Source organism: Rhizobium sullae (genome assembly GCF_900169785.1).
In the GTDB taxonomy this organism is placed as follows: Bacteria; Pseudomonadota; Alphaproteobacteria; order Rhizobiales; family Rhizobiaceae; genus Rhizobium; species Rhizobium sullae.
Genome location: NZ_FWER01000069.1, coordinates 1 through 26964, shown reverse-complemented (window position 1 = coordinate 26964; position 26964 = coordinate 1). Strand labels below are relative to the sequence as shown.

Annotated in this window: 26 protein-coding genes and 7 pseudogenes; 26 read left to right on the top strand and 7 right to left on the bottom strand. The window is 59.3% G+C overall.

The features are described from left to right. Window positions 1-125 (bottom strand): annotated as a pseudogene (locus tag BN1800_RS43100) (MBL fold metallo-hydrolase); the annotation flags it as partial. An 843-nt stretch (window positions 126-968) separates the two neighbouring features. Here BN1800_RS43100 and BN1800_RS35030 point away from each other — a divergent pair. From BN1800_RS35030 to BN1800_RS35015, 4 genes are all read left to right on the top strand, one after another. Beyond that, complete coding sequence (locus BN1800_RS35030) at window positions 969-1724, top strand: SDR family oxidoreductase (protein WP_087004856.1); 756 nt, start codon at window positions 969-971, stop codon at window positions 1722-1724. 107 nt (window positions 1725-1831) lie between these two features. After that, window positions 1832-2236 carry a cupin domain-containing protein gene (locus BN1800_RS35025; protein WP_179213975.1) on the top strand — a complete coding sequence of 135 codons (405 nt, stop codon included), beginning with the start codon at window positions 1832-1834 and terminating at the stop codon, window positions 2234-2236. A 153-nt stretch (window positions 2237-2389) separates the two neighbouring features. Continuing rightward, entirely contained in the window at window positions 2390-3142 is a 753-nt protein-coding gene (locus BN1800_RS35020; protein ID WP_087004850.1) for an SDR family oxidoreductase, read from the top strand. Between the two features lie 545 nt (window positions 3143-3687). After that, the gene (locus tag BN1800_RS35015) at window positions 3688-5829 is read left to right on the top strand and encodes a TonB-dependent receptor (RefSeq protein WP_087004848.1); all 2142 of its coding nucleotides are present in this window, start codon (window positions 3688-3690) and stop codon (window positions 5827-5829) included. Window positions 5830-6086: 257 nt separating this feature from the next. On the opposite strand, the gene BN1800_RS35010 is transcribed toward BN1800_RS35015, so the two are convergent. After that, on the bottom strand, window positions 6087-7235 hold the full coding sequence (locus BN1800_RS35010) for an ABC transporter substrate-binding protein (protein WP_087004845.1): 1149 nt from the start codon (window positions 7233-7235) through the stop codon (window positions 6087-6089). A gap of 29 nt (window positions 7236-7264) precedes the next feature. Further along, window positions 7265-7453 (bottom strand): annotated as a pseudogene (locus BN1800_RS43710) (MFS transporter); the annotation flags it as partial. 338 nt (window positions 7454-7791) lie between these two features. Here BN1800_RS43710 and BN1800_RS35000 point away from each other — a divergent pair. From BN1800_RS35000 to BN1800_RS34975, 6 genes are all read left to right on the top strand, one after another. Next, the gene (locus BN1800_RS35000; RefSeq protein WP_087004842.1) at window positions 7792-8049 is read left to right on the top strand and encodes a hypothetical protein; all 258 of its coding nucleotides are present in this window, start codon (window positions 7792-7794) and stop codon (window positions 8047-8049) included. 337 nt (window positions 8050-8386) lie between these two features. Continuing rightward, entirely contained in the window at window positions 8387-8725 is a 339-nt protein-coding gene (locus BN1800_RS34995) for an ArsR/SmtB family transcription factor (protein WP_087004840.1), read from the top strand. Continuing rightward, on the top strand, window positions 8722-9183 hold the full coding sequence (locus BN1800_RS34990; RefSeq protein ID WP_087004837.1) for an SRPBCC family protein: 462 nt from the start codon (window positions 8722-8724) through the stop codon (window positions 9181-9183). The genes BN1800_RS34995 and BN1800_RS34990 overlap by 4 nt, the downstream gene beginning before the upstream one ends. Continuing rightward, window positions 9180-9764, top strand: a complete 585-nt coding sequence (locus tag BN1800_RS34985) for a glutathione S-transferase N-terminal domain-containing protein (RefSeq protein ID WP_087004834.1) — start codon at window positions 9180-9182, stop codon at window positions 9762-9764. Before BN1800_RS34990 ends, BN1800_RS34985 begins: the two co-directional genes overlap by 4 nt. A 179-nt stretch (window positions 9765-9943) precedes the next feature. After that, entirely contained in the window at window positions 9944-10291 is a 348-nt protein-coding gene (locus BN1800_RS34980; RefSeq protein WP_087004831.1) for a YciI family protein, read from the top strand. Between the two features lie 224 nt (window positions 10292-10515). Further along, window positions 10516-11178 carry a hypothetical protein gene (locus tag BN1800_RS34975; protein ID WP_087004828.1) on the top strand — a complete coding sequence of 221 codons (663 nt, stop codon included), beginning with the start codon at window positions 10516-10518 and terminating at the stop codon, window positions 11176-11178. A gap of 67 nt (window positions 11179-11245) precedes the next feature. On the opposite strand, the gene BN1800_RS34970 is transcribed toward BN1800_RS34975, so the two are convergent. Further along, a complete protein-coding gene (locus BN1800_RS34970; protein WP_342210321.1) occupies window positions 11246-11800 on the bottom strand; it encodes a TOBE domain-containing protein in 555 nt (184 codons plus the stop codon). 229 nt (window positions 11801-12029) lie between these two features. Between BN1800_RS34970 and BN1800_RS34965 the strand changes: the two genes are divergently transcribed. Next, a complete protein-coding gene (locus tag BN1800_RS34965; RefSeq protein ID WP_087004826.1) occupies window positions 12030-13244 on the top strand; it encodes an MFS transporter in 1215 nt (404 codons plus the stop codon). 103 nt (window positions 13245-13347) lie between these two features. Here the strand turns inward: BN1800_RS34965 and BN1800_RS34960 are convergent. After that, window positions 13348-13488: pseudogene (locus tag BN1800_RS34960) on the bottom strand (antibiotic biosynthesis monooxygenase); the annotation flags it as partial. On the opposite strand from BN1800_RS34960, the pseudogene BN1800_RS34955 reads away from it, so the two are divergent. Beyond that, a pseudogene (locus tag BN1800_RS34955) lies at window positions 13438-14106 on the top strand (LysR substrate-binding domain-containing protein); the annotation flags it as partial. The pseudogenes BN1800_RS34960 and BN1800_RS34955 sit on opposite strands and share 51 nt — an antisense overlap. 111 nt (window positions 14107-14217) lie before the next feature. Here BN1800_RS34955 and BN1800_RS34950 read toward each other — a convergent pair. Continuing rightward, window positions 14218-14538 (bottom strand): annotated as a pseudogene (locus tag BN1800_RS34950) (transposase); the annotation flags it as partial. Between the two features lie 226 nt (window positions 14539-14764). Between BN1800_RS34950 and BN1800_RS34945 the strand changes: the two are divergent. From BN1800_RS34945 to BN1800_RS34915, 7 genes are all read left to right on the top strand, one after another. Next, a complete protein-coding gene (locus tag BN1800_RS34945) occupies window positions 14765-15208 on the top strand; it encodes an acetyl-CoA carboxylase biotin carboxyl carrier protein (protein ID WP_087004820.1) in 444 nt (147 codons plus the stop codon). Further along, a complete protein-coding gene (locus BN1800_RS34940; protein ID WP_087004818.1) occupies window positions 15208-16593 on the top strand; it encodes an acetyl-CoA carboxylase biotin carboxylase subunit in 1386 nt (461 codons plus the stop codon). Before BN1800_RS34945 ends, BN1800_RS34940 begins: the two co-directional genes overlap by 1 nt. Beyond that, a complete protein-coding gene (locus tag BN1800_RS34935; RefSeq protein ID WP_087004859.1) occupies window positions 16590-17015 on the top strand; it encodes an acetyl-CoA carboxylase biotin carboxyl carrier protein in 426 nt (141 codons plus the stop codon). Before BN1800_RS34940 ends, BN1800_RS34935 begins: the two co-directional genes overlap by 4 nt. Beyond that, a complete protein-coding gene (gene pxpB / locus BN1800_RS34930; RefSeq protein WP_087004815.1) occupies window positions 17012-17719 on the top strand; it encodes a 5-oxoprolinase subunit PxpB in 708 nt (235 codons plus the stop codon). The genes BN1800_RS34935 and pxpB overlap by 4 nt, the downstream gene beginning before the upstream one ends. After that, entirely contained in the window at window positions 17716-18711 is a 996-nt protein-coding gene (locus tag BN1800_RS34925; RefSeq protein WP_087004812.1) for a 5-oxoprolinase subunit C family protein, read from the top strand. The genes pxpB and BN1800_RS34925 overlap by 4 nt, the downstream gene beginning before the upstream one ends. An 84-nt stretch (window positions 18712-18795) precedes the next feature. Next, window positions 18796-19563 (top strand): 5-oxoprolinase subunit PxpA, encoded by a 768-nt coding sequence (locus tag BN1800_RS34920; protein WP_087004809.1) that lies wholly within the window; start codon window positions 18796-18798, stop codon window positions 19561-19563. Between the two features lie 61 nt (window positions 19564-19624). Further along, the gene (locus tag BN1800_RS34915) at window positions 19625-20827 is read left to right on the top strand and encodes a pyridoxal phosphate-dependent aminotransferase (protein ID WP_087004806.1); all 1203 of its coding nucleotides are present in this window, start codon (window positions 19625-19627) and stop codon (window positions 20825-20827) included. Between the two features lie 13 nt (window positions 20828-20840). On the opposite strand, the gene nac is transcribed toward BN1800_RS34915, so the two are convergent. Then, window positions 20841-21800 carry a nitrogen assimilation transcriptional regulator NAC gene (gene nac, locus BN1800_RS34910; protein ID WP_087004803.1) on the bottom strand — a complete coding sequence of 320 codons (960 nt, stop codon included), beginning with the start codon at window positions 21798-21800 and terminating at the stop codon, window positions 20841-20843. Between the two features lie 194 nt (window positions 21801-21994). Between nac and BN1800_RS34905 the strand changes: the two genes are divergently transcribed. The 7 genes and pseudogenes from BN1800_RS34905 to BN1800_RS43090 form a co-directional block, all read left to right on the top strand. Continuing rightward, window positions 21995-22774, top strand: a complete 780-nt coding sequence (locus BN1800_RS34905; RefSeq protein WP_087004800.1) for an SDR family oxidoreductase — start codon at window positions 21995-21997, stop codon at window positions 22772-22774. Beyond that, window positions 22771-23557 (top strand): annotated as a pseudogene (locus tag BN1800_RS34900) (amino acid ABC transporter permease). The gene BN1800_RS34905 and the pseudogene BN1800_RS34900 overlap by 4 nt, the downstream one beginning before the upstream one ends. Continuing rightward, window positions 23554-24312 (top strand): amino acid ABC transporter permease, encoded by a 759-nt coding sequence (locus BN1800_RS34895; protein ID WP_087004797.1) that lies wholly within the window; start codon window positions 23554-23556, stop codon window positions 24310-24312. The pseudogene BN1800_RS34900 and the gene BN1800_RS34895 overlap by 4 nt, the downstream one beginning before the upstream one ends. Next, window positions 24309-25073, top strand: coding sequence for an amino acid ABC transporter ATP-binding protein (locus tag BN1800_RS34890; RefSeq protein ID WP_027513488.1), 765 nt, complete (start codon window positions 24309-24311; stop codon window positions 25071-25073). The genes BN1800_RS34895 and BN1800_RS34890 overlap by 4 nt, the downstream gene beginning before the upstream one ends. A 31-nt stretch (window positions 25074-25104) precedes the next feature. Continuing rightward, on the top strand, window positions 25105-25941 hold the full coding sequence (locus BN1800_RS34885; protein WP_087004794.1) for an ABC transporter substrate-binding protein: 837 nt from the start codon (window positions 25105-25107) through the stop codon (window positions 25939-25941). Between the two features lie 94 nt (window positions 25942-26035). Further along, window positions 26036-26710 (top strand): 4-carboxy-4-hydroxy-2-oxoadipate aldolase/oxaloacetate decarboxylase, encoded by a 675-nt coding sequence (locus tag BN1800_RS34880; protein WP_027513486.1) that lies wholly within the window; start codon window positions 26036-26038, stop codon window positions 26708-26710. A gap of 66 nt (window positions 26711-26776) precedes the next feature. Next, window positions 26777-26964, top strand: a pseudogene (locus BN1800_RS43090) (hypothetical protein); the annotation flags it as partial.

The window sequence follows — 26964 nt, the reverse complement described above, 5'->3', positions numbered from 1 at the left end:
GGGAGCGGCAGTACTCCATCGCTGACCACCAGCACGTCAATCTCGCCGATCCGCACCGCGTAGCGCGACGGAACCAACTCTTCGGGTACCGACCTGGCGGGTTGTGGGGTAATGTCCAGATTCATGTCTGTCTCCTGTGTTTAATGGTCGCCGCCTTACACAAGGCATCAATGACGCTATGTCGGGGGGTGTTCGCGGTAAATTGAGTCGAGGAGTAGGGTGAGCCATACCACGGTATAGGTCTTGTCATACGGTTCGTGTCATTAACCGGAACGGACGCCGGCGAGAGCGCCGCGGACGGAGATGACAATGGCTGAAGTCGCATTAAATTATACGATCGATTTTGTCGTCCTGTGCCTGAAGACAGGGGCAGTTAGAAAGGCATTTGTGAAACTGATCGTTGGCAATGCCGTCGGCGGGTAGCGAGAAGTGGAACCGGGCACCGCCTTGCGGATGGTTCGAAGCGGTTATCTCCCCACCACCAATACGTAGACCGGACGATCTCGCACTGCTCGCGGAGGGATTGCGAAAGGCAGGGCTGCCAGACTAGATCGCGAAAGTTGAGCTGCCGATTGCGAAAGGTCAGACTTCCAATCTGCGCCTTTTGCTTCTGCGCTGCGAGATCCCAACTGCTAGTGCATTCATGGCAAAGTTCGCCAGTTGCCATCTGTGATACCGCGATTTGATCGTAGGTTGATGAATGCGTCAAATCACTTGCACCACGGATTTGAAGTTTGCCACGCCTTCGTTTTTTACAGTGAAGGCATTTTTTTGTCGCGAAAACGACTCCTTGCGTCCGGTCGCCACAGTCGCGTCGCGTATTCCTAGACTTGAGGATGGCTTGGCTAAACCCGGCGACTAGAACGCTACGCCCCATGCACGATAGAATGAATGTGCCGCTCCCGTCATTATCTGAATCTGAAGCGATCGAAATGATCTGAAAATTCACGTTATGAGGGACATCCGATATGAAAATTGTTGTGATTGGCGGGACCGGCCTTATCGGGTCAAAGACAGTTGCACGGTTGCGGGCCAAGGGACACGATGTACTGGCTGCCTCACCAAATTCCGGGGTCAATACGATCACCGGAGAAGGTCTTGATGAAGCGCTAGCAAGTTGCGACGTCGTGCTTGATCTCGCCAACTCGCCTTCTTTCGAAGACGAGGCGGTTCTCGAATTCTTCAAAACGGCGGGCCACAATCTGCTGGCTGCCGAGGCAAAGGCCGGCGTCAAGCATCACATTGCTCTTTCCATCGTAGGAACAGAGCGGCTTCCGGAAAGCGGCTATATGAGGGCCAAACTTGTTCAGGAGCAACTCGTCAAGGCCTCCCCGATCCCTTACACAATCGTCCATTCCACGCAGTTCTTCGAATTCCTCAAGGGCATTGCCGATGCAGCAACAGTGGGTACCGTTGCTCGCCTTTCTCCTGCATCTTTCCAGCCTATCGCATCCGACGATGTAGCTGACGTCATGGCCGACGTCGTTCTCGGCAAGCCGCTCAACGGAACAATCGAGATTGCTGGACCCGAGCGCGCTCCCATGAACGAGATCATTGCGCGGTATCTCAAAGCAAACAATGATCCCCGGACTGTCGAGGCAGATGTTCATGCTCGTTATTTCGGCACCGAACTGAATGACCAGTCTCTTGTGCCTGGGGAAGGCGCACGGCTCGGCAGGATCGACTTCGAAGAATGGTTCCGGCAATCCCGGCAACCGAAGTGAACCCATCAGCGAAACCCTGGCCAAGTGAACATTGGCCTCGGCACATTCGAGATCGAACGCGCTTTGCGTCACGCACAGATGCATTCAAAACCAAAAGGATTACGACAATGAGATCAGTTTTGTTAACACTGGTTGTGTCAGCAACTGTTGGCCTTCTGGGCACTTTCGCAGCTGCCACTGAGGATGGTGCAATCGTGACACCGCTCATGCAAAAAGACCTGCCAAATTATCCTGGCAAGGAGGGGCTGATGATATCAGTTAAGTACGAGCCGGGCGGCTCTTCGCCTATTCACAAACACGATGCAAACGCATTCGTCTACGTTCTCGAAGGCTCGATCGTGATGCAGGTGAAAGGTGAAAAAGAAGTCACCTTGTCGCCAGGGGAGACTTACTATGAAGGTCCTTCCGACATTCACTTGGTCAGTCGCAACGCGAGTACGTCCAAACCGGCGAAATTTATCGTTGTGCTGCTGAAGAACAAGGACGCTCCGGTCGTCATGCCGGTCGAGTGATCTTCCGTGCGACACAAAACCATGCGGCCTTGTTTTTGTTCATGGGTTGGAAGGAGGCGCCGCTTTTTCGGCCGCCGGAGGAATGGTCGCAGCCTTTGCTCGCTGCGACCGGGCTAAAACCGACGCACCGAAATAATCAAGGGGAGCAAGTTGATGAAAATAACGGTTATGGGTGCGAGCGGACTTATCGGAGCGCCACTCGTTCAGAATCTTCAACGCAGAGGTATCGAGGTAATCCCTGCATCTCCGTCTTTCGGAGTTGATAGTGTCACGGGCGAAGGCCTTGAAGCCGCTGTGGCTGGAGCGGACGTTGTCATCGACGTTACCAATGCCGCGTCATTTGGCGATAATTCTGCCTTGGCTTTTTTTAAAACCTCCACCAGGAATCTTCTTGCTGCTTCCGTTGATGCAGGCGTGGGACACTATTTGGCGCTCTCCGTGGTGGGAACGCCTCGCCTGGTCGAGAGTGACTATTTCCGGGCAAAGATGGTACAGGAGAATCTTATCCGAGCGTCGCGAAAACCCTATACTATTCTCCATTCTACGCAGTTTTTCGAGTTCATAGGCGGTGTGATTGATATGGGTGCAAATGGCGGTGGATTCCGGCTTCCATCAGCCTCGATACAGCCCATATCCGCGGCTGATGTCAGCGATGTATTGGCGGAACTGGCGCTAGGTGCCGCAAGCAATGACACAGTGGAGATTGCCGGACCGGAGCGGTTTGGTCTTGACGAGATTGCCCGTATGCACTTGGCAGCAAATGAAGACCGACGCCAGGTCATTAGCGATGACAAAGCGTCTTACTATGGTGTCGAACTAAATGACGACACTCTCCTGCCTGGCCAGGGGGCACGTACGTCTTCACGACGGTATTTGGACTGGCTGTTTCTGAAAATGGCCGGTTAGGCAGCGACCCGGTTGCTGCTCGAGAGCCACTTCCAGATGGTTCATTTGGGGATCGCAGGCGTTCGCGCAGCACATTATGCCCTAGGATGACCGAAAACAGGAATTTAGCGCAAACGAGATTCTCGATGCGTCTGAGACCGCGCTTCACATTCCATGGACAAAGCATCCCTTGCTATTTTCCAGGGGAATCGCCTTCGCCAGATGGTGTGCGTTCACGGGTTGATTTGCTCCGCCAACCGGCTGTTCAAACCCGGCTGCAATCGCAGGCCGAGAATACCGAACCAATGCGATTGCACGCGGCCAACACCAGCCGGGACGCGACCTTGGTGAAGGCGGAGAAGGGTGCCGAGAACACTGAAGTCCTGGAGCACTCCTGACCTATTGCGGCGGCCCCCACGGGTGCATCTCGGCATCACCGGCAACGTTCCTTGGAACGATACTGCACCGGTCCTCGAATATGTTGACAATTATAGTCATGTTATCTAACACCCCTGAAACCAGCCGAGCATAGTGCTTATTTGGTTCACGCATGAGAGGGGCTGTATATGGAACTGCGTCTTGGACTGCTCGCTGTTTTGCTGGCGACGGCAAGCCGCGCTGCACTGGCGCAAGATGCCACGGCGTTGGAGCGCATCGAAGTCAAGGCGGGGTCTTCGACATCGACGATCGGCACGGCTCCGGAAGAATATCCGGGCGGACAGGTGGCACGTGGCGGTCGCGTTGGGTTGCTCGGCAACCGAGACTTCGTCGACACGCCGTTCAACATCACTAGCTACACCGCAGAGACGATCGAAAATCAAGGCGCCCAGACGGTGGCCGATGTTGTGGCCAATGATCCATCGGTGAGAAGCACCCATGCGTCAGGCGGCATGCTCGACTCCTTCTACGTCAGGGGCTTCCCGCTCAACGAGGGGAACTTCGGTGAAATCGCCTTCGATGGCGTATTTGGTGTCGCTCCGACTTACCGGCAGTTCACGGACTATGCAGAGCGTGTGGAGGTGCTCAAGGGGCCAACGGCGCTTCTTTATGGCATCTCGCCGAACAGCAGCGTCGGCGGCACCATCAATATCGTGCCGAAGCGCGCTTCAGACGTCGACTTGACACGGGTGACAACCGACTATGCTTCGGATCTCTACGGCGGAATCCATCTGGATCTCAGCCGCCGTTTCGGCGAGGAACGCCAGTTCGGCGCGCGCTTCAACGGCAGTTTTCACGGTGGTGACACGCCGATCGGCAATCAGTCGCGCGACATCGCGGTCGGCGCTCTGGCGCTCGACTACGAGGGCGAAGATCTGAGGGCAACGCTCGACATCATCGGCCAGCGCGAAGACTTCGACGCTCCGCAGCGTCCGTTCTTTCCGATGGCTGGAATCGAAATTCCAGACGCGCCAGATAGCCGCTCAAATGTTCAGGAACCGTGGGAGTGGTCGAAGAGCGAGGATCTGTCCTGGCTGGGGCGAGTCGAATACGATCTTAGCGACACCGTGACGGTGTTTGGTGCAGTTGGCGGCGGCAACTCGCGCGTCGAGCGCCTCTTCGGCACGCCAACCATTCTCAATTCCGCCGGCGACGTCAGCATTACGCCGCAGAATTTCATTTTCGATGTCGACCGGCTCACGGCCGAGACAGGCATAAGGGCTGAGTTCGACACGGAGGCCGTGGAACACACCGTCACGTTCCAGGTCAGCGGTCTCCAGCAGACCCTCGACAGAGGCTCGAACTCAGGTACCCCGCAGCTAACCAACCTCTTTGATCCGCTTCCCCGCCCCGAACAGGACGTGCCGCAACCGAGCCACGTGCCGAAGGTGTCGGAGAACACGTTCTACGGTTTTGCTCTCTCCGACACGATGTCGATGCTTGACGAGCGTGTGCAGTTGACGCTGGGTGGGCGCTGGCAGCATATCGATACCGAAAACTTCAGCCCGGTCACGGGCGACGTCACCACCTCTTCCGATGAGAGCGCATTGACCCCACTGGTCGGGATCGTCTTCAAGCCGTGGGAGAACGTCGCCCTCTACGCCAACTATGTCGAAGGCCTGAGCGTCGGCGACACCGCTCCCACGACAGCCGTCAATGCCGGCGAGACGCTCGCTCCCTATCGGTCCAAACAATACGAGATAGGCACCAAGGTCGACCTCGGACGAGTGGCAGTCACCGTCAGCGCGTTCCAGATCGAAAAACCCTTCGGTCAGCTTGAAACGCGCGGCAGTGACCTCGTCTTCATCGAGGGCGGTGAGCAGCGCAACCGCGGCGTGGAGCTCAATATTTTCGGTGAAGTGACGCCCGATGTCCGGGTGCTTGGCGGCGTGACCTTCATCCATGGCGAGTTGACGAAAACGAATAGCGCAACGACCCAGGGGAATACCCCGATTGGCGTTCCGTCGGTGCAGGTCAACTTGGGAGCGGAGTGGGATACGCCCTTCATGCCCGGGCTGACGCTCGCCGGCAATGTCATCCACACGGACGAGCAGTTCGTCAACACGGCGAACACGCAGAAAATTCCCTCATGGACGCGCCTTGACCTCGGGGCCAGATATCACACCGAAATCAACCAAAAGCCCGTCACGTTCCGCGCCGAAGTCGAGAACGTCTTCGACCTCGATTACTGGTCCGGTGTTGCGAGCTTCGGCACGATTTCGCAGGGAGCACCGCTGACTGTGAAGGTCTCGATGACAACTGACTTCTAGTCGAGGGGGCGGGCGCCGGATCGACGGACGAACCGCCTCAGTGATGTGCAGGAAAGCGCTGACCATAGGTCGGCACTTCTTCTGTTTGCTCGGTTGACCGGGCCCAATAGAAAAGAGCGATCTTAGCCAACCAGCGAATTGTCGCTAAGAGAAGCAATCTTCGTTTCAGCTCGCGTCGCGGATAAAGGAGAGGGAAGAGGAGGCTCTCCTTTATCCGAGCCTCGCCCGTTGCAAGCAAATTGCGTGGCGGAGTCCTGTTAATTCGCGCTGTCAGAAAGGCTGACGGCATAGCCCGGCCGATACGGGATGGGCAGGAAGCGTCGGTGATACTCCGCAAATGTCGCGTCCGGATCAAGGTCGGCAAACAGATCCGGATGGAACCATTTCGCTAATTGCTGGACAGCAATGAACTCGTAGGGGCTGTTGTAGAACTGGTGCCAGATGCCATGGAAGTTCCGCGTCTTCTGCGCGGCGATGCCGGTATAGGCGCTACGAGTGGTGAACCATTCGAGCTTCTTGAGGGTCACCTTGGGATCGGCGCCCGGGCCAAGCGGGATCCACTTGCCCCCTGGCACATAGGCTTCCCAGTCGGCGCTCGTGACCACCACCTGCTCGGGATCGGCGGCGATCACCTGCTCAGGGTTCAGCTGTCCGAAGGTGGAGGGAAGCAAATCACTGCCGATATTATGCCCGCCGGCAAGTTCGACATATTTGCCGAAGTTTTCCGCACCGAATGACAGGCAGCAATCATCTGCATAGCCGCCGATCCGTTCGACGAACACTCTCGGGCGTTGCGGCTCGACGCGAGCAAGCACATCGGTGACGCGGGCCATGGCCTGATGGCGGAAAGCAATGATTTCTTCCGCGCGGTTCTCACGCCCCATGATCTTGCCAAGGAGGCGAATGGTCGGTTCGGTGTTCTTCAAAGGATAGTGACGAAAGTCGATATAGAGGACCGGAATCTTCAGCTCCGCCAGCTTCTCGATATATTTGACGTCCTCGTTGGCACTCATCGCCTCGAGATTAAGCAAGACCACATCGGGCTTCTGGACGATCGTCGATTCAATATCGATCAGCCCGTTCTCCTTTCCCACGAAGGCTGGAAGCGTTGCCAGTCTGGGAAAGGCCTGGAGATATTGGGCATAGGTGGCTGGATCGGCCTCGATCAGATCATTGCGCCATGCAACGATGCGGGCCAATGGGTCTTCCGTCTCGAGCGAGGCGATGAGATAAAGCTGCCGCCCCTCTCCAAGGAGAATGCGCTTGACCGGCGCATTCACCGTCACCTGGCGGCCGGCAATGTCGGTGACGGTGATCGGGGTTTGCGCTGACGACTGTTCCTCGGCGAATGTCATCGCTGGGTCTAGCGCCATCAAGACAAGAGTGGCGATGATCGCACGCAACATTGAACGTTTCCTCCTCACGAAAATTCTCCTTAACCCGATGATCGACGTGATTTGAGCCATAAGCCAAGAGCTCCTAAAAAAGATAGGCCGTAAAGGCTTGCAACGAGCGGGAACGCGACTTCGAGACCGAACAATTGCGTGGCAACGACGCCAGCGATGATACCGGCGACGGAGGCAACCTGCTGGCAGGTCTGCGCGAGCCCCAGGACATCGGTCTGGGGAGAGAAGGCAGTATTCCATTCGGTCCGGCCTCGCGCTCGCTCTTTTACATCGCATTCATAATCTTGAGTCTTTAACTCAAGATTATTGTCGCTATAGCCAGCCATGATTGTGGCGTCAATAGTGTCCTCAATGATCGATTGCTTCGAGCGTTGGGAAGTACCGACGGCGTTGATGGTTTTTCAACGTAGCGGCAATCCTGCATCCAAAACGAGACAGGTGCGCTCGTGATGGTTGAGAAAAAAGAGAACTGAAGATGGTGCGAGGCTCCGATTTTCGGATCGGGTGAGCGATTGTCTGGAACAAGGAAGAATCTAACCGCGCTCGCGCCTGTGACGTGCCGCAAAACTGGTCGAAAGCTCGAGCATGTCACCCCGTAGCGGCGGACGGCATTGCCTACCATGGCCGCCACGACGATACCGAGCAATGCTTTGCGCTGCTTGAACGGGCAGTATTCGCCATGTCTCCGGTGGAGCGCCGAATCGATCTCGATGCGAACGGGCTCTGGCAGGTGGCGGACGTTTATAAGGTCGAATTGGCTCCCGACCGGACGCTCTATGCGGCCCGCCGCCGGTCACCGTCAAAAACCGGCTAGGTCAATTGGTAGGCTCGGCACGCAGTAGATGTTGGGGCGGTGGACGAAATCCGAACCGAGAAGCGTGAGCCATGATTGCCACCGGGCCTCGCCCCTTCTCCCTTGCCGCGGCGCGCCCTGTAGTTCGGCCTGACTGAGGGCTCCGGTCGAGCTCCTCAAAGAGATACGTCTGGGTCGACGGGCGTGTCTCAACGCATTTCCGGCCGCGATCAGATTGACTAAGGATCACATAGGTTCGGGGGTCGGGGAATCTCTCTCTCCGCGCCGTCAAGGCGCTTGACTCGAACTGCCGCTCGCTGTATTTAACCAATAAGATAATTAACTAATTGGTTTTCCGATGACCTCGCAGGATCGGCTTAGCCTCACCTTATCGGCTCTCGCCGACCCGACCAGGCGTGCGATCCTGGCTCGGCTCGCCCGCGGCAAGGCAACGGCGTCGGAACTGGCGGAGCCATTCGAAATGAGCTTTCCGGCGGTTTCCAAGCACCTCAAGGTGCTGGAGCGGGCAGGGCTGGTGGAGCAAGGTCGCAACGCACAGTTCCGTCCGCGCCGGCTCAAACCGGAGCCCCTGCGCGATGTCGCGGGCTGGCTCGAAACCTATCGCTGTCTCTGGGAGGAGCGGTTCGACCGCCTCGGCGCGTATCTGAAAGAAGTTCAGCATGGAGAAGAAAAATGAACGCACTGCCGAAAGCCGAAGCCCGGCCCGAGCTCACCATACGCCGCACCTTCGACGCGCCACGATCGCTGGTCTTTAGAATGTGGACCGATGGCGAGCATCTCAAGCGCTGGTGCTGCCCGACCGGCTTCACCATCCCCTTTTCCGAAGGCGATATCAGGCCGGGCGGCACATTCCGCACCTGCATGCGCTCGCCGCAGGGCGAGGACAACTGGCTCGGCGGAACCTACACGGAAATCGTGCCCGACGAGAAGATTGTCTTCACCCATGCCTGGCAGAACGAAGCGGGCGATTCGGAACACGAGACGGTTGTAACCATCACTTTGGCCGATACCGATGACGGCAAGACGCGGCTCACGCTGCACCAAGCCTTCTTCCTCAGCGAAGCCTCGCGTGATGGCCATCTGGGAGGCTGGAACGAGACGCTCAACCAACTCGGAAGGTATCTCGAGCAATGAAACTCTATCTCACACCGGGCGCCTGCAGCCTGGCTGACCATATCGCGCTGACCGAGGCCGGCATTCAGGTCGAGACTGTCAAGGTCGATCTCAGCACGCGGCGCACCGAGCACGGCGAAGATTACACCGCAGTCAATCCGAAAGGCTATGTGCCGGCCCTTGTCTTCGACGACGGCGAGGTGCTGACTGAGAACGTCGCGATCATGGATTGGGTGGCCGGCCAGGCGCCGCACCTCGCGCCCGACGGCCCGCTTGGTCGGTCGCGCAACGTCGAAATGCTGGCCTTCCTCGCCACGGAAATCCATCGGCCATTCATGCGTTCGATGTTCTCACCGGCGGACGCCGAAAAGCAGGCTGCGCGCGAGGCGATCGCCGGGCGGCTGGCGCTGATGAGTCAGCGACTGAAGGATGAATACCTGTTCGGCGACGCCTTCAGTACCGCCGACGCGCTGTTTTATGTAATGGTTCGCTGGGCGCGCGATTCCGGACTGAAAATTCCGGATCGTCTCGTCGGCTATGCCGAACGGGTTGAGGCACGCCCGGCGGTGCAACGGACGCTATGCGCCGAAGGGCTGGCATAGCGAGCGATCAAACGGCCAACGAAAAGGGTTGAGAAGATCGCAACGACGACCCGCGAGCAGGGCAAGCTCATCATCGCCGACAGCTTCCGTCAAGCGGAACTGGCAGAATTTCTTCCGCTCTTTGTCGAATCACGGGCTCCAACTTCGACTAACATAGAACGACACCATGGAGGAACCGGATGCGCTACCTTTGTCTCTTCTACATTGATCAAAACCTTGCTGACGCCGCCAGCAAGGAGGAATGGGCCGAGATCGACCGGGAGTCCTTGGCTTTCAATGACGAGCTCAAACGATCAGGCCACTATCTCGCCTCCAATGCCCTTGCCGATCCAAGGACCGCAAAGACATTGCGCGTTCGTGCCGGCAAGGCGAGTTGGACCGATGGGCCTTTCGCAGAGACTAAGGAGCATCTGGGAGGCTTCCTGCTCATTGAAGCGAAGAATCTTGCCGAGGCGACGGAGATCGCGGAGCGGGACTCGCTCGCTCGGATGGGGGCGATCGAAGTGCGCGAGACCGCCGGTTTTTAGCTCCGAATGTGTTTCGGCATAGCGTTTGACCCCCAACCCGACAGCATGCCAAATTCTGCAAGTCGAACAAATGAGATATCCTGCCTCCACCAGGGTCAATGTTCTGCGCTGAAAGGGGTGAAGTTCCGTGCGTATTCACAGCCTAAATTGCTCTGATGGCAAGGGTCCAAGTCGCAGCGCGTCGGGTGCGGCACTTCGCGGGAGGACGAGCGGATGCACCTGACATGAGTACGACTCCTCGCCGCACTACCACTGGCCTGCGCCAATTTCTGAATCTCGAGCAGCAGCGCGATTGGATAGAAGGCAAGACGAACTTGCGCGACGCCGAAGAGCGCTCGGAGTCCCTCGAACAACGGTTCAAGTACGTCGCGCGGTTTCAAAAGCTGCTTCACCGCCCGCAGGTACAAGAAGTTCTGGAGATTCTCAGACTCTACGGCCAAAACTGCATTCCCCTCCCGCGCAAGACCGAGCGTCACTACTGGTCGGTTTCTTGTCTGCCGTCGACCTCCGACAAGCCGCTTGTCCGCGTCAATGCGAGCTGGATGGAGCTTTTCACGCTCTATGTGGACGGCGAGGGCATCCGTGCGAGATTCTTGGTGCATCTTTCGGATTTCACCACGGACCATTCACAGGTGCAGGACCACGTGGACGAACCTTTTCTCGAACACTGCGTCACGACGCCAGAAGACGTCGGCTATTTCTTCCCGCGCGGCGAGGACATTTTCGGCATCAATGTGCGGGGCTCCGCCTCGATCCGCAAATTCCTCGCGACCCGCCGCGTGTTGCGCGCCATTCGGACTTTCAATTTGACGCATATGAACCGAGGTCGGAACGCCTACCATGCGAGCCACTGCTACAGCTTGGCGGATCACATGCTGGAAGGTTGACCGGCTCTGCGATGCTCGCCGCTCTGGCGAGGTTGTCGAGCCGCCCCGACGTCGCGGCCGCGATCCGCTACGCGCTGGCTCCGGAGACGGGCTGACCCGGTCCAGCAGTCCGGCCACCGCCTCGCGGACAAGGGGCGGGGACGCTTTCGGAATCATCCAGATAGGCACTTTCCAGTAGGCCGTCCGATACCTCGCCGATTTCAACGTAAGCGTAGGTCTGACTGCCGAGCCGCTCGGCGACTGCAACTTCACCGGAAAACCATGCGTCTTCAGGGGAGCAGGCGACCAGATCTTCCGGACGGATCCCGAACGTCACCGACGTAGCAACGCTGCGTTCGCCGGCGACTGCCGCCACGTCGATGGAGCGCCCGAGAAGACTTAGCCGGTTGGCTTCCGCCCACGAGGCAACGAACGTGTTCAGGTGGGACTGCCGAGGAAGCGGGCAACGAAAAGGCTCGCTGGTTTGCGGTAGAGATCCAAAGGCTTGCCGATCTGTTTCCACCACGCCGGCATTCATGACCACGACCCGGTATGCAAGCGTCATGGCTTCAACCTGGTCATGCGTGACATAAACGGTGGTCGCTTTCATCCGGTTGTGAAGCTTGGCGATCTCAAGGCTCATCTCGACACGCAGCTGGCTGGCTTCCCAACCGTTTCGGATCAGCTACTGGAAGGGTGCTTGCGAAGGTATGTGAACGACCTTTTGGCAATCGCATCGAACTCATGCAGATCGTCCATGCCTAGTCCGAATTTTCAGACAATCTGCAGGGAGTTGCGAGACACAAAATTACGAGACCTTTGCGCAAAAACTGGTAGAGGTCGAGGCCATTCCTTTTCAGCGTACACGGCTCATGACATCCTCCATCAGTTTTCGCGAACGCATTGCCCTCTATGCCCTTCTGACCTCGCTGACGTCCCTCAGCATCGACGCGCTCCTGCCAGGTTTGCGCCAGATCGGAGAGGAGGTCGCTGTCGCACCGCCGCTATCCACGCAGCACATCATATCGCTCTTCATCTTCGGCATGGCGTTCGGGGAAATGCTCTTGGGGCCACTGTCGGATACGATGGGGCGCAAGAAAGCGCTCATGCTCGGCCTCGGCGTTTATGCGGTTGGAACCATCATTGCCATGTTTGCCGGATCGCTCGAAATGGTGATCCTTGGCCGATTCCTTCAGGGCGTAGGTGTGTCTGGCCCAAAGATCGCAACGCGCGCCATGATCCGCGATCAATTCGAGGGTGACGCGATGGCGCGCGTCATGTCTTTCATGTTCACGCTCTTCATCGTGGTGCCGATGCTGGCCCCCGCCTTGGCACAGGGTGTGATCTCGCTTGCCGGGTGGCGCAGCGTCTTCGGCATCTATCTCGTGATCGCGGTACTGCTCGGCCTGTGGCTGGCTATGCGACACCCGGAAACCCTACCAGCTGACAGACGCATTGCATTCCGGCCGAAACTTCTGTTCAGAACTGGCCGACGCATCCTGTCGAAGCGCCGCGTCACCTTACTGATCGTCTCCACCGGGATCGTGTTCGGGGCGCAGCTCCTCTATCTCAGCACGGCGGCCGACTTGTTTCTTGACACCTATGGGATCAAGGAAACGTTCCCATTTTACTTCGCAGTCCTGGCGGCAGGGATAGGACTCGCCTCGTTTCTCAATGCGAAATTCGTGCAGCGGTTCGGCATGGAAGCCATGGCGCGTGCCGCTTTCATCGGATTGGCATCGGTCGGCCTTCAAATGCTGTTCCCGTCGATTTTATGGGACGGTCGCCTGCCTCTTGTCGCCCTGATGATGTTCGGGTTCTTGGCCTTCTTTGCCATAGGGATACTATTCGGCAATCTCAATGCCATGGCGATGCGCTCTCTCGGCGAGGTTGCGGGCCTGGGCGCATCGTTGATCGCGTCGGGATCGAGCCTCATTGCCACCCTATTCGCTATCGGAATAGGTAGCTTCTATGATGGTACGACCATGATTTTGGCAGTAGGTTTTTCTATCGCCGGCGTCAGCTCGCTAGTTCTGGTGGAACTGGCGGTACGAGGTGACGCCTCGCCAGTCGAAGCGGCTCGATAAGCAAACCTCGCCCCGACAGTACGGACTTGCGTTAACGAGCAAGTCGTAGCGGATCCCGGCGATATCACAGGCTTCGTCGTCATCTGGATCGACCGGATTGTCTCTACGCAGTCTCACCGAGCTTCGGCAGAACCAGATCGCCGACGGTGTAGGTGTGAAACTCACTGGTTGAGACCGTGTCGAGTTTGCGGAATTTCTCGACGAATGCCGGGTCCGAGAAGAACTCGTCGACATTGCCTGCTCCTGCGGCCACCTTCGCGTCAGCTTTCCACTCACTGGCATGCTGCTGATGCCGGTTATCTCGGCATTCATGCGCACCTATCCCGAGATCACGGTGGATCTGGACTTCACCGATCGTCTGGTTGATGTGATCGAGGAGGGCTTCGACGCTGTCGTCCGGACCGGTGAAGTGCGCGATACCCGCCTGATGAGCCGCAAGCTTGGCACCTTTCGCCACAGGATCGTCGCGTCGAAAGAGTATCTGGAAGCAGAGGGCATGCCTAAGGTTCCCGAAGATCTGCTTCGGCACACGTGCCTGCATCACCGATATGCAAACACTGGCAAGCTCGAACCGTGGCCCCTCGTCAAAGATGGTAAAGAGCTGCGTCTTTCTCTGCCGACGACGGCCGTCGCGAGCACCCTTGAGCCTCTGATCCACCTCGCCGAAAACGGCTTCGGCATAACCTGTCTTCCCAATTTCGCTGTTGCTGCGCAAATTGAGGACCGACGTCTTTTTTCGCTGCTCGATGATTTTACTGCGGAAGCGGGCGTGTTCCGCGTGCTCTGGCCCACGAGCCGCTATCTGTCGCCGAAGATCCGCGTGTTCGTCGATTTCATGGCCAATAACCTATTCGCCAGTTAGCGTTAGCGAGTGCGCCGTTCCTTCAGCGGCAGCTGCCAGGTGAAGTGAAGTAAGCATCTGAATATACGCGGAAGTTTGACCCTTTCGGCGCAGAACATTGACACTGGCGGAGGCAGGATATCTCATTTGTTTGGCATCGGCTTGCGGCGCATCGCCCTTCTGGCCGGCGGTCAATGTGAAGCGGACCGGGAAGCCGAGACCACGCACAAAACATTTGGATCTTCGTGCACAGACCGCGACGAGAACAGCCAAGGGCCTGATCTTCAGACCCTTTTTTGTACCCGCGGCGTGCTGATGGGCGCGGATGATGGTGGAATCGACGATCAGGTATTCGAAGTCCGGATCGTCCGACATTGCCGCGAACATGCGCCACCAGATGCCCTTCTGGCTCCAGCGGCTGAAACGGCGCAAGACACTGTTCCACTCGCCGAACCCAACTCGCTAATGGCTGCGATTCTGCTCAAGACTATGGATATGAACTGGTCCCAAATGGAGCGGACGGCCGTTGGTCCCCTGGCTACGGGTGACGATATAAGACGATCCATCAAAAGTTCGTCTGACCCCATCAACCGACGCGTCGTGCTACGGAAAATCACAACACCGCGTGACTTGAAATTTCAGGTATGCGCGGTCGAATTCCGAAATTCCGAGCACGCATATGGACCTCTCGAAGATCAAGACGCTGATCGACTTTGTCGGACGATCGAACATTAACGAGCTGACCGTGACGGAGAAGGATGTGACGGTTCGGATTTTCCGCACGTCGCAGGGTCAGGAGGCTGCTTCCGGGCCCAGGCAAAAGGCGGGATCGACGATAAGCCTTGCCCAGGATGCCGGTTTCGACACGCCTTCGAGACCTGAGAAAGCGTCCTATGCGGTGAAGGCGCCCGTCTTCGGCGTTCTGCACCGCACCCCTGCGCCTGGGGAGCCGCCATTCGTCGCGATCGGTGACGAGGTGGAGGAGGGGCAGACCCTTTTCATCATCGAGGCAATGAAGGTTTTCAACAAGATCGCCGCGCCGCGGTCAGGGCGCATCGCGCACCTTACCGAAATCGACGACGGCGAGGTCGAGACCGGCGACCTGCTCGCGGAGATTGCCTGATGTCAGAGACGCCTCAACAGTCCGCAGCCGGCCGCTTCGACACCGTTCTGATCGCCAACCGCGGCGAGATCGCAGCTCGGATTCAGCGCGCCTGTCGCGAGCTCGGTCTCAAGACGGTCGCCATTTGTTCCGAGGCGGACAGGAAAGCACCTTACGGCAGCACCGCAGACAGCTTTCTGTGCATCGGCCCGTCGAGTGCTGCCAAGAGCTATCTCAATCAGGATGCCATCCTTCTGGCTGCGCGCCTGTCCGATGCCGGGGCCATCCATCCGGGTTACGGTTTTCTATCGGAAAACGCCGCCTTCGCCGATGCCGTCCAAAAGGCCGGATTGGTCTTCATTGGTCCAACCGCTTCATCGATTGCAATCATGGGCGACAAGATCTCGGCAAAGCGGGCGATGATGGCGGCCGGCGTCCCCTGCGTTCCCGGTCCGGATACCGCGTTGCCTGATGACCCCGTCTCGGTCGAGCGCGTAGCGCTCGAGATCGGATATCCAGTCATCATCAAGGCAGCCGGCGGCGGTGGTGGACGCGGCATGCGCGTCGTGCCAAGGGGGGATTTGCTCCATGAAGCAGTTGCGCTGACGCGGGAAGAGGCCCGCAAGGCCTTCGGCTCACCTTCGCTCTACATGGAGAAATTCCTCCAGCATCCGCGTCACATCGAGATACAGGTTATTTGCGACGATCACGGCAATGCCGTGTGGCTGGGACACCGGGATTGCTCGATGCAGCGCCGCCATCAGAAAGTGGTGGAGGAGGCGCCGGCGGCGGGAATCGCGCGCGACATCATCCAGCCGGTCGGCATGGCTTGCGTGCAGGCCTGCCTTCAGATCGGCTACCGGGGCGTCGGAACTTTCGAATTCCTGTATCAGGACGGCGCTTTCTATTTCATCGAGATGAACACGCGGCTTCAGGTCGAACATCCCGTCACCGAGATGACGAGCGGTTTTGATATCGTCCAGGCGCAGATAAAGGCGGCTCAGGGTCATGTTCTGGACCTCACCCAAGGCGATGTGACATGCGAGGGCCATTCCTTCGAATGCCGCATCAACGCCGAGGATCCGGAAACCTTCCTGCCATCGCCGGGTATCGTCACCCATCTGGCTTTGCCTGCTGGACCGGGCATCCGCGTCGATACGCATATTCATGCCGGCTACAAGGTTTCGCCCTACTACGATTCGCTGATCGCCAAGCTGATCGTCCATGCGCCGACGCGGGCGGAAGCGATGGCAAGAATGCGCGAAGCGCTTGTCGGCACGGACGTCGAGGGAATTTCGACCAATATCCCCTTCCTGCGCGCTCTGTTCGAGGACGGCGCATTCGCGCGCGGTGAGACGGATATCCACTATCTCGAACAATGGCTGAAGCTGCGGAGGGCGGCATGAGCTCGATCGATTTCAGCGATCCGGCGACCATCGCATTCCTCACCGACGCGTTGACGGCCGCTGGCGTGGACGGTCTGGAAATCTCCCGGCCGGGCGGACAGCTACGCATCTTTGTCGCCGGAAATGGCGGCGCCCGGATCAGCTCGGCAGAAGCGACACCACACGCTCCCGGCTCCGCATCGGCCGTCGTGAAGGCACCGATGGCGGGCCGCTTCTGTGTCGAGCACCCGGCCACCTCCGCCGAGCCCCAAAATCTGCCGCGGTCCGTATCAGATGCGGATATCGTCGGCTTCGTCGGGGTAGGACATATCCTTCTTCCCCTTCGCGCCGGCCGTTCCGGTGTTTTGACCAGGCTGCTCGCCGAGCCCGGCGCACTGGTCGGCTTCGGCGATCCTCTGGTCGAAATCGAGCTCCCATCATGATCGCCACGACGAGCAGAGACGCATCGCAACGCGAGATCGTTCCAGCCACCGGAAGCCGGGCGCGGGTTTCCTCGATCGGTGCCAGAGCCTTCCTGCTCGAGGCGCCCGGCGACTTCGATCTCATCGCGCAGCGGCGGATCTGGGCCCTGTCCCAGACCGTGAACGGCTGGGCGGACCTTGCGGAAAACATCCCGGGCATGACCAATCTGCTGCTGATCTTCAAGGAGACGCCCGAAGATCCCGATGCGGTAGTCGCCCGGCTGCTGGAGGCATGGGAAAATGCGCGCAGCATCGATCTCAAGGGCAAGACCATTGAGATCCCCGTCTATTATGGCGGCGAATATGCGACGGATCTTCCGGCCCTTTGCGATCGCTCCAGGCTCAGTGATCACGAAGTCGTCCGCATCCATCATGAAGCGACCTACAGGGTCTTCGCCTTGGGCAGCGCTCCCGGTTTCGGTTATCTGCATGGTCTCGATCCGCGCATCTACATGCCGCGAAAGCCCGTGCCCTCGCTGAAGATGCCGAAGGGCTGCGTGACCATCGGCGGCATGCAAACCGGCGTCGCCATGCTTACAGGCCCCAACGGTTGGAATTCCATAGGCTTCGCGGCACTGGAGATGTTCGACCCCACGTCGCCGAGCCCCGCCATGATGGCGCCGGGAGATACGGTGCGGTTCCTGCCAGCAAGGATCGAGCTATGATCGAGATCGTCGAAACCGGCCCATTCAACACGGTGCAGGATCTTGGACGTCCCGGCTATCGCGATATCGGCGTATCGGCCAGCGGCGCGATGGATCCGCTTGCGGTCCGGATCGGCAACATTCTCGTCGGCAATGACGAAAATGCGGCAGCGATAGAGGTGCAGACCTTCCCGCTCAGCCTGCGTTTCGAGCGGCGCATCGTCTTTGCCGTTACCGGCGCCGACGGCAATCCTCACCTGGACGGGACGGAACTGATTTCCTGGTGCGCCTACATCGCGGAACCCGGGCAGGTTCTCGAACTGAAGCAGCCTCCGCGGCTTGCGCGCACCTATATTTCGGTCGGAGGAGGGCTTGATATTCCCGTTGTCATGGGCTCGCGAAGCACGTCTCTGCGCGGCAGTTTCGGGGGCAATTCCGGCCGACCTCTGGCGAAGGGCGATCGGATCGCGATCGGCGAGGACGCGGAGATCGTCATGCTGCCGGCCCCCGGTCTGGCCGTCGTCGCACCGGCCGTGGCACTGCGCAATGTCTTCCCGGCGCCCGTCGATGGCGCATTGCCGATCCGTGCCCTGCCTGCCGGCGAGCACGATCTTTTCGCAGGCGATGGCGAAGCTTTCTGGAGCCAGACCTGGAGGATTTCCTCCCGAAGCGACCGGACGGGCTACCGGTTGTCAGGCGAACCAATCAAACCGACGGCGTCTATCGAGATGCGCTCCCATGGCGTCGTGCCCGGCGTGATCCAGGTTCCGCCTGGCGGCGAACCGATCGTCCAGATGAGCGATGCGAACACCGCCGGCGGATATCCGAAGATCGCTGGCGTGATCGAATGCGACCTGTGGCGGCTCGGGCAAGTCCGCATAGGCGCCCGTCTGAGCTTCGTTCGGTCGACGCATGCAGAGGCGCGTGCGGTGGAACAGGCTGTCGCCCGCTATGTCGACGACGTCAGGCAAACATCCCGGATGGTCAAGCGCGCCCTGAAGGCAATGAAGTGACGCGTGTCGCCGAAAACTTGAAGCGGTCTTGGGACGACGACATGCGTGAAAACAAACAGACAACGGGCGTCAAAGGAAGAATTGATGAAGATAGATCTGAATTCCGACATGGGCGAAGGATTTGGTCCCTACCGGCTGTGTGATGACGAAGCGATGATGAAACTCGTGTCGTCGGCCAACATCGCCTGTGGTTTCCACGGCGGCGACCCCGATACGATGGGGCGCATGGTCCGGCTTGCGAAACTGAACGGCGTCGGCATCGGCGCGCATCCGGGCTTGCCCGACCGGATGGGTTTCGGCCGGCGCGAAATACCGTCTCAGGCGGACGAGCTTCGCCAGCAGATGCTCTATCAGCTCGGCGCCCTGATGGCGATCGCCAGAAGCGAGCGTGTCGCTGTCTCCCATATCAGCTTCCATGCGGCCATGGGCAATATGGTCAACCGCGATCCTGTCCTTGCCGACCTGATGATGGATGCGATCGCCACCGTGGACGCCGGCCTCGTCGTCTTCGTCACACCGGGCAGCGAGATCCAACAGGCGGCTAGACGCGCGCGGTTGAAGACGCTGGCGCTTTTCCTTGCGGACCGGGCCTATGACGCCGGCGGCAGGCTTGTCGCGCGCGGGCTCGCTGGCGCCGTCATCAAAGACGAAGCCTCGGTTCGCGCGCGCGTCCGACGGTTCCTCCTCGAAGGAACCGTCGAGACGATCGATGGAGCCGTGATCGCGATGCCGGCCCGCTCCATTCTCGTCCACAGCGACACACCCGGCGCCCTGGAGCTTGCCGGCATCGTGCGCGGCGAGATCGAAGCCACGGGCGCCACGCTCGTTCCTGCCGCCGAACTCGCCGACTGACGCAATCCTGATCGCCTGCGGGCGGTCTCTCTTTCCAATCTCTCATCGAAGGACCATCTTGATGTCCGCCATAGCCGACCGCCTGAAAAATGTCTCCATATCTGCATCCGCCGCCATGACCCAGCGCGCCAGGGAACTGGCCGCCAATGGGATCAAAGTCGTCAGCCTCTCGTCCGGCGAGCCGGATTTCCCCACCCCGGCGCACGCGATCGAGGCGGCTCATGCGGCAGCTCTTGCGGGCGATACGAAATATCCTCCGATGGACGGTACGCCGGCGCTCAAGTCCGCCATCATCAGGAAGTTCAAACGGGACAACAATCTCGACTACGATGCCAGCCAGATCGTCGTGTCGGGCGGCGGCAAGCAGGTGATCTTCAATGCCATGCTGGCAACCTGCAATCCAGGCGACGAGGTCGTCATTCCCACGCCCTCCTGGGTCAGTTATGCGGATATCGTCAAATTCGCCGGCGGCGTCCCGGTCGCCGTTCCCTGCCACGAGGAGACCGGCTTCAAGCTGCGTCCGGAGGACCTGGAGGCGGCGATCACGCCGCGCACCAAATGGCTCTTCCTGAATTTCCCGAACAATCCCACCGGGGCCGCCTGCTCCCGGGCGGAAATGGCTGCGATCGCCAAGGTCATGCTGCGTCATCCGCATGTTTGGATCATGACCGACGATATCTACGAACACCTGGTCTATGACGACTTCCAGTTCTGCACGATCGCGGAAGTCGAGCCCAGGCTCTATGAGCGCGTCCTGACGATGAATGGCGTTTCTAAGGCTTACGCGATGACAGGCTGGCGGCTCGGCTTTTGCGCCGGGCCGAAAGACCTGATCTCCGCCGTCAGCAACGTCAACGGACAGAATGGTGGCGGCATCGCGACGCTGACGCAGGCTGCGGCGATCGCTGCCCTGGATGGGCCTCAGGATCTCTTGAAGGAGCGCGCCGCGATCTACAAGGAAAGACGCGACTTCGTCCTCGACAAATTATCGGAAGTGGACGGTCTGCGCTGCCATAGGCCCGAAGGCGCCTTTTACATCTATCCCAACATTTCCGGTTTGATCGGTAAGACCAGCAAGGGCGGGCGCAAGATCAAAGCCGATGTCGATTTCGTCATGGCGCTCGTGGAGGAGCATCATGTCGCGACCGTGCAGGGAGCTGCCTACGGAATGAGCCCCTTCTTTCGCATTTCCTACGCTACGAGCATGGAGCAGCTCGGCGAAGGATGCGCGCGAATAGCCCAGTTCTGCAGGGATACGCGCTGATCGGCAACGCGTTTCAGCTTTTCAGCCGCGCTGTCAGCTCGAGAAGGATGTCCCGGACGGCAAGGGCAGGTTCCGACAAGGGGTTCTGGTCGGAAACGCAAAGCGACAGGGTCTCTTCGATCCGCGGCGAGACGAGCCGGCGGATCAGCGGCTCGCTCGATTCCAATACGATGCGATCGGCGATGGCTTTCGGCATGATCGTCGCGCCGAGACCGCTGCCCACCGCGCGGGCGAGGGTGCGGACGATTTCGACTTCCGCCACGACCTTCAGGTTGGTGCGCGTGCGGGTGAAGGCGGTATCGACCGCGCGACGAACGAAATTATAGGCTGGCGGCAACAGCAGCGGCATTCCGTCGAGAGCATTGACCGGAACGGGTTTCACATCCGCTTCGATCGCAAAATCCCGATGTGCGACAAGGAAAAACTCTTCGCTTAGGATCGGTTCGAACCGGACCCCCTTGATTGGACCGGTTCCATGGAGAAGCGCCATCTCCAGCCGGCCATTCATGATCATCTGGCTATAGGTCTGGCCGACGCTTTCGGTCAGGTGTAGCAGGATACCGGGATGTCGTTTCCGGGTCTCCGCCAGGAGGTCGACCGACAGCGTGGCGGCACTGCTGAAGGGCACGAGCCCAACGGACACGCGCCCGGCAAGCGAATTGCCGGCTGCCGATGCATCCGCCTGCGCCTGCTCCATCTGCCGAAGGATAATCTGCGCATGGCGATAAACTGCTTGTCCCGCATCGGTCATGCTGACGCCTTGCTGGCTGCGGATCAGCAGCTTGTGGCCGAAATGCTCCTCCAGTGCTGCAAGTTGCTGACTGAGGGCCGGCTGGGCGATATGCAAAAGGTCCGCCGCTCGCGTGATGCTGCCGCTGTCGACGATCACGATGAAAGATTTGAGGCGTCTGATATCCATGAGGATCGGGGTACCGTTCTGATCTGCGCGGCTGGCATGTTTGCAGACGCGCATTGCTTTTGCAACGCGACGCAGTCACCAGCCTCCGGGGGACTGCCTGAGGCACGGACGCCGCGAGACGATGCCGCCACTATTCTTCAGTAGCCGGTTTCGGCTCCATAACCGTTGCTTATTGCTCCAGAGATAATCGGTCTTAGGCAAGGGGTTTAAGCTTCGCTACTGTCCGGATCAATAACAAGGGAACGACAATGCCATTTTCCGACTACAAGACCGCACTGGTGACCGGCGCATCCTCCGGCATCGGCGCAGCCGTAGTAGAGCGGCTCCGCCGGGAGAACATCGAGGTCCATGCCGTTGCCCGCAGCGCCGACGCGCTGCAGCAGCTCGCCGCACGGACGGGCTGCATCGCCCACGTCATTGATGTGACTGACCGTCAGGCCATGGCCGAGCTCACGCGTCGGGTGGAGTTCGATATTCTCGTCAACAACGCCGGTGTCGACCGACCGAAGAAGTTCCTGGAAGCCGACGAGGGCGATATCGATCTCATTGTCGATATCAATCTCCGGGCGGTCCTGCACATCTGCCGCATGGTCGTGCCCGGCATGGTGGCGCGGGACCGCGGGCACGTCATCAACATCTCGTCGATCGCCGGCGCCTACAATTTTGGCGGCAACTCATCCTATCACGCCACCAAGGCAGGGGTGAGCATGCTGTCCAACCAGCTGCGTATCGACGCTTTCGGCAAGCGGGTACGGGTTACGGAAATCTGCCCCGGTCGGGTCGCCACGGATATCTTCAATCACGTCCACGGCGATGACCCGAGCGTCCGGGAACGGTTCATTGACGGCTTCGAATTGCCGCAGGCAGCCGATATCGCCGATGCGATCGCCTTCGCCATAGCAGCCCCCGTGGCCGTCAATATCGGACACATGGAGATCACGCCCACGCTACAGGTCATGGGCGGCCTGCAGACGGCCAAGCCTCAGCCTTCGGCGAAGACAGATCAATCCGGGGAGCCGAATCCGTGAGCGGTTTCGACCTTTCGGCAATCCTGGGAAATCCTGAGTATGCCGCCATGCTGCTGCATGGCATCAAGATGACTTTCATCATCTATGCCGGCTCCTGGTCGCTGGCGATGGCGCTTGCGCTTCTGCTGCTGGGTTTGCGTTTGTCACCCTTTCGCTTTGGCGGTCCGTTAGTAGCGGCTTACGTATCCTACCACCGGAACGTTCCCACCCTGGTTCAGCTGATGCTGTGGTACTTCGGGATTTTCACCCTGATGCCGAGCGGGGTAGCGACATGGCTGGCAATCCATAATGCGGAGGCCATCTTCGCGGTGATCGGGCTCGGGCTCTGTCAGGCGGCCTATTTCAGCGAAGATCTTCGTTCGGGCGTGCGCTCAGTCAGTCCCGGCCAAATGCAGGCAGCTCGCGCGCTTGGCCATGGGTATGTTTCCGCGATGCGTTTCGTCATCATGCCGCAGGGCGTGCGCAACGCGCTGCCGCCGCTCATCAATCACAGCGTTTCCCTGTTCAAGAATAGCAGTCTCGCCGTCGTCATCGGAGCGTCGGAACTGACGCATGCCGTCAAGGAAATCGAGAACCTCAGTTTCCGGACATTCGAGATCTACCTGATCGGCACGGTTCTCNGAACTGACGCATGCCGTCAAGGAAATCGAGAACCTCAGTTTCCGGACATTCGAGATCTACCTGATCGGCACGGTTCTCTACCTTTTCTTTTCGCTCGTGATCATGAGCATCGGCGCCTATCTGTCGATGCGCGCAGATCCTGCCAGGAGCGCGCGCGCATGATCCACGACATGATCGCCATCATCCGAGACTACTGGCTGCTGCTGCTGATCGGCCAATATCCCAACGGACCGCTTGGCGGGCTCGCCAATACGCTGATCCTTTCGGCGCTCAGCATCGCTCTCGCCTTTCCAGCCAGCATCATGTTCGCATTGGCGCGGCTCTCCAAGTCGCCGCTGCTGCGCTGGCCGGTGACTGGGCTTGTTTATTTCACCAGGGGCGTGCCGCTGCTGATGCTCATCCTGTGGAGCTACTTCCTCGTTCCGCTGGTGAGCGGCGCGGATGTGCCGAGCTTTGTCACGATGCTGACGACACTCGTGGTCTATCAGAGCGCGTTCCTCAGCGAAGTCGTCCGTGCTGGCATTGTCGCGCTCGGACCGGGCCAGATGGACGCGGCGCGTGCGCTTGGCCACAATTATATCGGTGCGATGCGCTTCATCATCCTACCGCAGGCGCTCTACAACATGATCCCCAGCATCATCTCCACCTTCGTCTCGACGATCAAGGACACGACGCTCGGCTACGTGATCAACGTGCCGGACCTGACCTTTGCGGCAAGCCAGGTCAACAACCAGCTCCTGACGCAGCCTTTCCAGGTCTTCCTCATCCTCGCGATCGTATACTTCGCCATCTGCTGGACGCTCACCCACTTCGCAAATCGCCTCGAGCGGCGCATCACGCGGCGGCGTGCGGGACTTTCCAGCCTTCCTGCCGCCGCCTTGGCCGCGCCATCGAAAATCATATCGGAGCAGCCATGACCATGTCAGTTTCAGCGCAGGAATTGCAGACGATCCGGCTTTCGCAGGTCTGCAAGAGCTATGGCGACTATCCGGTGCTGAAGGATATCGATGCGCAAGTGTCGCGCGGCGAAGTCGTGGTCATCTGCGGGCCGTCCGGTTCGGGAAAATCCACGCTGATCCGCACGATCAATCGCCTCGAAGAAATCAACAGCGGATCGATTACGCTCGACGGGCAAAACATTCACGCCGCCATGCGGGCAAAGGAACTCAACGCGCTGCGCAGCCGGATCGGCTTCGTATTTCAGAACTTCAACCTGTTTCCGCACCTTTCGGTCGTCGAAAACGTCTCGATGTCGCCGATCCGGGTGAAAGGCGTGGCGCCTGACGTCGCCCAGGACAAGGCGCTCAAACTTCTCGATCGGGTCGGCCTCGCCGACAAGGCCCGGGCCTATCCGGGTCAACTGTCGGGCGGCCAGCAGCAGCGGGTGGCAATCGCCCGCGCCCTTGCCATGGAACCGCCGGTGATGCTGTTCGACGAGCCGACAAGCGCGCTCGATCCTGAAATGGTAGGCGAAGTGCTGGCCGTCATGAAGAGCCTGGCGTCCGAAGGCATGACCATGCTCTGCGTCACCCATGAAATGGGTTTCGCGCGCGACGTCGCGGATCGGGTCTGGTTCATCGATGCGGGCCAGATCCTCGAAATGGCGACCCCGGAGGAGTTCTTCAGCAATCCCAGCCATCCCCGTGCGCAGCGGTTCCTCGCTGATTTGCGGCATTGATACCAACCACCAATAACAAAGGAGAACAGCAATGAACTGGAAATGCCTAACCCTCACCATCGCATTTGCCGGCATGGCGGCCGCTTTGCCCGCACAAGCAGATCAGCTCGACAACATCATGTCCGCGAAAACCCTGCGTTGCGCGACCTTTGCCGACGTTCCTCCCTTCGCTTCACCCGATCCGAAGACCCGCGAAATGGCCGGTTTCGACGTCGATCTCTGCGGCGTCATCGCCAAGGAATTGGGCGTAAGGGCTGAAATCAAGCCGGTTTCGGTCGAGGCGCGCGTGCCCGAGGTCAAGCTCGGCCGCGTCGACATCACCGTTGCCAACCTTGCCTATACTCTGAGCCGCGCCGAGCAGATCCAGTTCAGCGATCCCTATTATCTCGCCAAGGAAATGCTGATCGTACCGGCGGACGATCCCGGCAAGAAGAAGGCCGATTACGCCGGCCAGCGCATCGCTTCGACCAAGGGTTCAACCTCCGAGATGTCGATTAAGCTCAACAAATCCGACCCGCTGACGTTCCAGGATACTGCCTCGGCCTATCTCGCCGTCCAGCAGGGCAAGGCGCGCGGCATGGTGGCCAACACCATGACGACGACCAAGTTCGTCAATGAATCGAAGAGCAAGGGCAAGGAAATGCGGATGATCGAGGAGCCGATGCTGTTCCAGCCGATTGGCATCGGCATGGCCAAGGATCAGCCGGCGCTGACCGCCAAGATCAACGAGATCCTTCGCAAGCTCGACGCATCGGGCGACATCAACAAGATCTGGGACAAGTGGCTCGGCCCGGATACCGAATACAAAATGACGCGCACCGATAAGGTCGTAACCCTCTCGAAGCTGAAATTCGACCCGATCCCGTAGGCCGCCCGGCCTCGGTGCCATCCGATGACAATGTCCAAACGAATTCAGACGGCGGGACATGCCCGCTGTCGGCCAACGATGGGAGGCATCATCCATGATTCATATAAAAGATATCGCTGAACGGCCGAGCAAAGCCGATATCGACGCCGTTTCCAAATTTTCGCCTGCGACGATCCACGAAGCCCAAGGGCGGCGCGGGGCCCTTTCCTCCCGCCTCAAGCCCGTGGACTACCGCATGAAACTGTGCGGTCCGGCCTTTACAGTGAAATGCGCGCCGCGTGACAACATCATGCTGCAGCTCGCCATCAATTACGCAAGGCCGGGCGATATCATCGTCGTATCGGCCGGCGAGTACGAAGAGGCCGGATCCTTCGGCGATGTCCTCGCCAATGCCTGCATTGCAAAGGGCATCGGCGGCCTCGTGACCGACACGGGCGTGCGCGACACGCTTCAGCTGAGGGAGCTTGGCTTCCCGGTCTTCTCGCTCAGCGTCTCCATCAAGGGGACGGTGAAGGAAACCATTGCGGCGGTGAACGACACGATCATCGTAGGCGGCGAGATCATCAATCCCGGCGACATCATCGCAGGAGATGCCGACGGCCTGGTGATCATCCGCAGGCAGGAAGCGCAGGAAGTCGCCAGGCTCTCGCAGGCTCGCGAAGATGCTGAGGCCGGCTATATCGCGGCATATAAGCAGGGGACGTCGGTCATCGAGGTCAGCAATCTGGAACCGGTGCTGAAAGCGAAGGGCCTTGTCGTCGACATTTGACGTGACGCCGCAAGCTTGATTGGTTGAGCGCCACGAGCCGAAGAACATAGGCTGCATTGCTGCGTTATGGGAGCACGGAAAAGGAACCGAACGACACCGTCCCCTCAAAACCGCGTGTCGGCCACGGCCGACCTGCCTCACGATCGCATCACGGTGCAGCGTTTTCGCGAGTCTTTCCCACGCGCGCGCTGGAGCGACAGTCTGAAGGCTTGGTTCGTGCCCGGCCGCACCGCCGAAAGGCGCATCGGTCGTTG

Excerpts from the sequence above, each read along its gene's own strand:
- BN1800_RS35030 (WP_087004856.1), top strand. The coding sequence starts at position 969 with ATGAAAATTGTTGTGATTGGCGGGACCGGCCTTATCGGGTCAAAGACA.
- BN1800_RS35025 (WP_179213975.1), top strand. The coding sequence starts at position 1,832 with ATGAGATCAGTTTTGTTAACACTGGTTGTGTCAGCAACTGTTGGCCTT.
- BN1800_RS35020 (WP_087004850.1), top strand. The coding sequence starts at position 2,390 with ATGAAAATAACGGTTATGGGTGCGAGCGGACTTATCGGAGCGCCACTC.
- BN1800_RS35015 (WP_087004848.1), top strand. The coding sequence starts at position 3,688 with ATGGAACTGCGTCTTGGACTGCTCGCTGTTTTGCTGGCGACGGCAAGC.
- BN1800_RS35010 (WP_087004845.1), bottom strand. The coding sequence starts at position 7,235 with ATGTTGCGTGCGATCATCGCCACTCTTGTCTTGATGGCGCTAGACCCA.
- BN1800_RS34995 (WP_087004840.1), top strand. The coding sequence starts at position 8,387 with ATGACCTCGCAGGATCGGCTTAGCCTCACCTTATCGGCTCTCGCCGAC.
- BN1800_RS34990 (WP_087004837.1), top strand. The coding sequence starts at position 8,722 with ATGAACGCACTGCCGAAAGCCGAAGCCCGGCCCGAGCTCACCATACGC.
- BN1800_RS34985 (WP_087004834.1), top strand. The coding sequence starts at position 9,180 with ATGAAACTCTATCTCACACCGGGCGCCTGCAGCCTGGCTGACCATATC.
- BN1800_RS34980 (WP_087004831.1), top strand. The coding sequence starts at position 9,944 with ATGCGCTACCTTTGTCTCTTCTACATTGATCAAAACCTTGCTGACGCC.
- BN1800_RS34975 (WP_087004828.1), top strand. The coding sequence starts at position 10,516 with ATGAGTACGACTCCTCGCCGCACTACCACTGGCCTGCGCCAATTTCTG.
- BN1800_RS34970 (WP_342210321.1), bottom strand. The coding sequence starts at position 11,800 with ATGAGCCTTGAGATCGCCAAGCTTCACAACCGGATGAAAGCGACCACC.
- BN1800_RS34965 (WP_087004826.1), top strand. The coding sequence starts at position 12,030 with ATGACATCCTCCATCAGTTTTCGCGAACGCATTGCCCTCTATGCCCTT.
- BN1800_RS34945 (WP_087004820.1), top strand. The coding sequence starts at position 14,765 with ATGGACCTCTCGAAGATCAAGACGCTGATCGACTTTGTCGGACGATCG.
- BN1800_RS34940 (WP_087004818.1), top strand. The coding sequence starts at position 15,208 with ATGTCAGAGACGCCTCAACAGTCCGCAGCCGGCCGCTTCGACACCGTT.
- BN1800_RS34935 (WP_087004859.1), top strand. The coding sequence starts at position 16,590 with ATGAGCTCGATCGATTTCAGCGATCCGGCGACCATCGCATTCCTCACC.
- pxpB (WP_087004815.1), top strand. The coding sequence starts at position 17,012 with ATGATCGCCACGACGAGCAGAGACGCATCGCAACGCGAGATCGTTCCA.
- BN1800_RS34925 (WP_087004812.1), top strand. The coding sequence starts at position 17,716 with ATGATCGAGATCGTCGAAACCGGCCCATTCAACACGGTGCAGGATCTT.
- BN1800_RS34920 (WP_087004809.1), top strand. The coding sequence starts at position 18,796 with ATGAAGATAGATCTGAATTCCGACATGGGCGAAGGATTTGGTCCCTAC.
- BN1800_RS34915 (WP_087004806.1), top strand. The coding sequence starts at position 19,625 with ATGTCCGCCATAGCCGACCGCCTGAAAAATGTCTCCATATCTGCATCC.
- nac (WP_087004803.1), bottom strand. The coding sequence starts at position 21,800 with ATGCGCGTCTGCAAACATGCCAGCCGCGCAGATCAGAACGGTACCCCG.
- BN1800_RS34905 (WP_087004800.1), top strand. The coding sequence starts at position 21,995 with ATGCCATTTTCCGACTACAAGACCGCACTGGTGACCGGCGCATCCTCC.
- BN1800_RS34895 (WP_087004797.1), top strand. The coding sequence starts at position 23,554 with ATGATCCACGACATGATCGCCATCATCCGAGACTACTGGCTGCTGCTG.
- BN1800_RS34890 (WP_027513488.1), top strand. The coding sequence starts at position 24,309 with ATGACCATGTCAGTTTCAGCGCAGGAATTGCAGACGATCCGGCTTTCG.
- BN1800_RS34885 (WP_087004794.1), top strand. The coding sequence starts at position 25,105 with ATGAACTGGAAATGCCTAACCCTCACCATCGCATTTGCCGGCATGGCG.
- BN1800_RS34880 (WP_027513486.1), top strand. The coding sequence starts at position 26,036 with ATGATTCATATAAAAGATATCGCTGAACGGCCGAGCAAAGCCGATATC.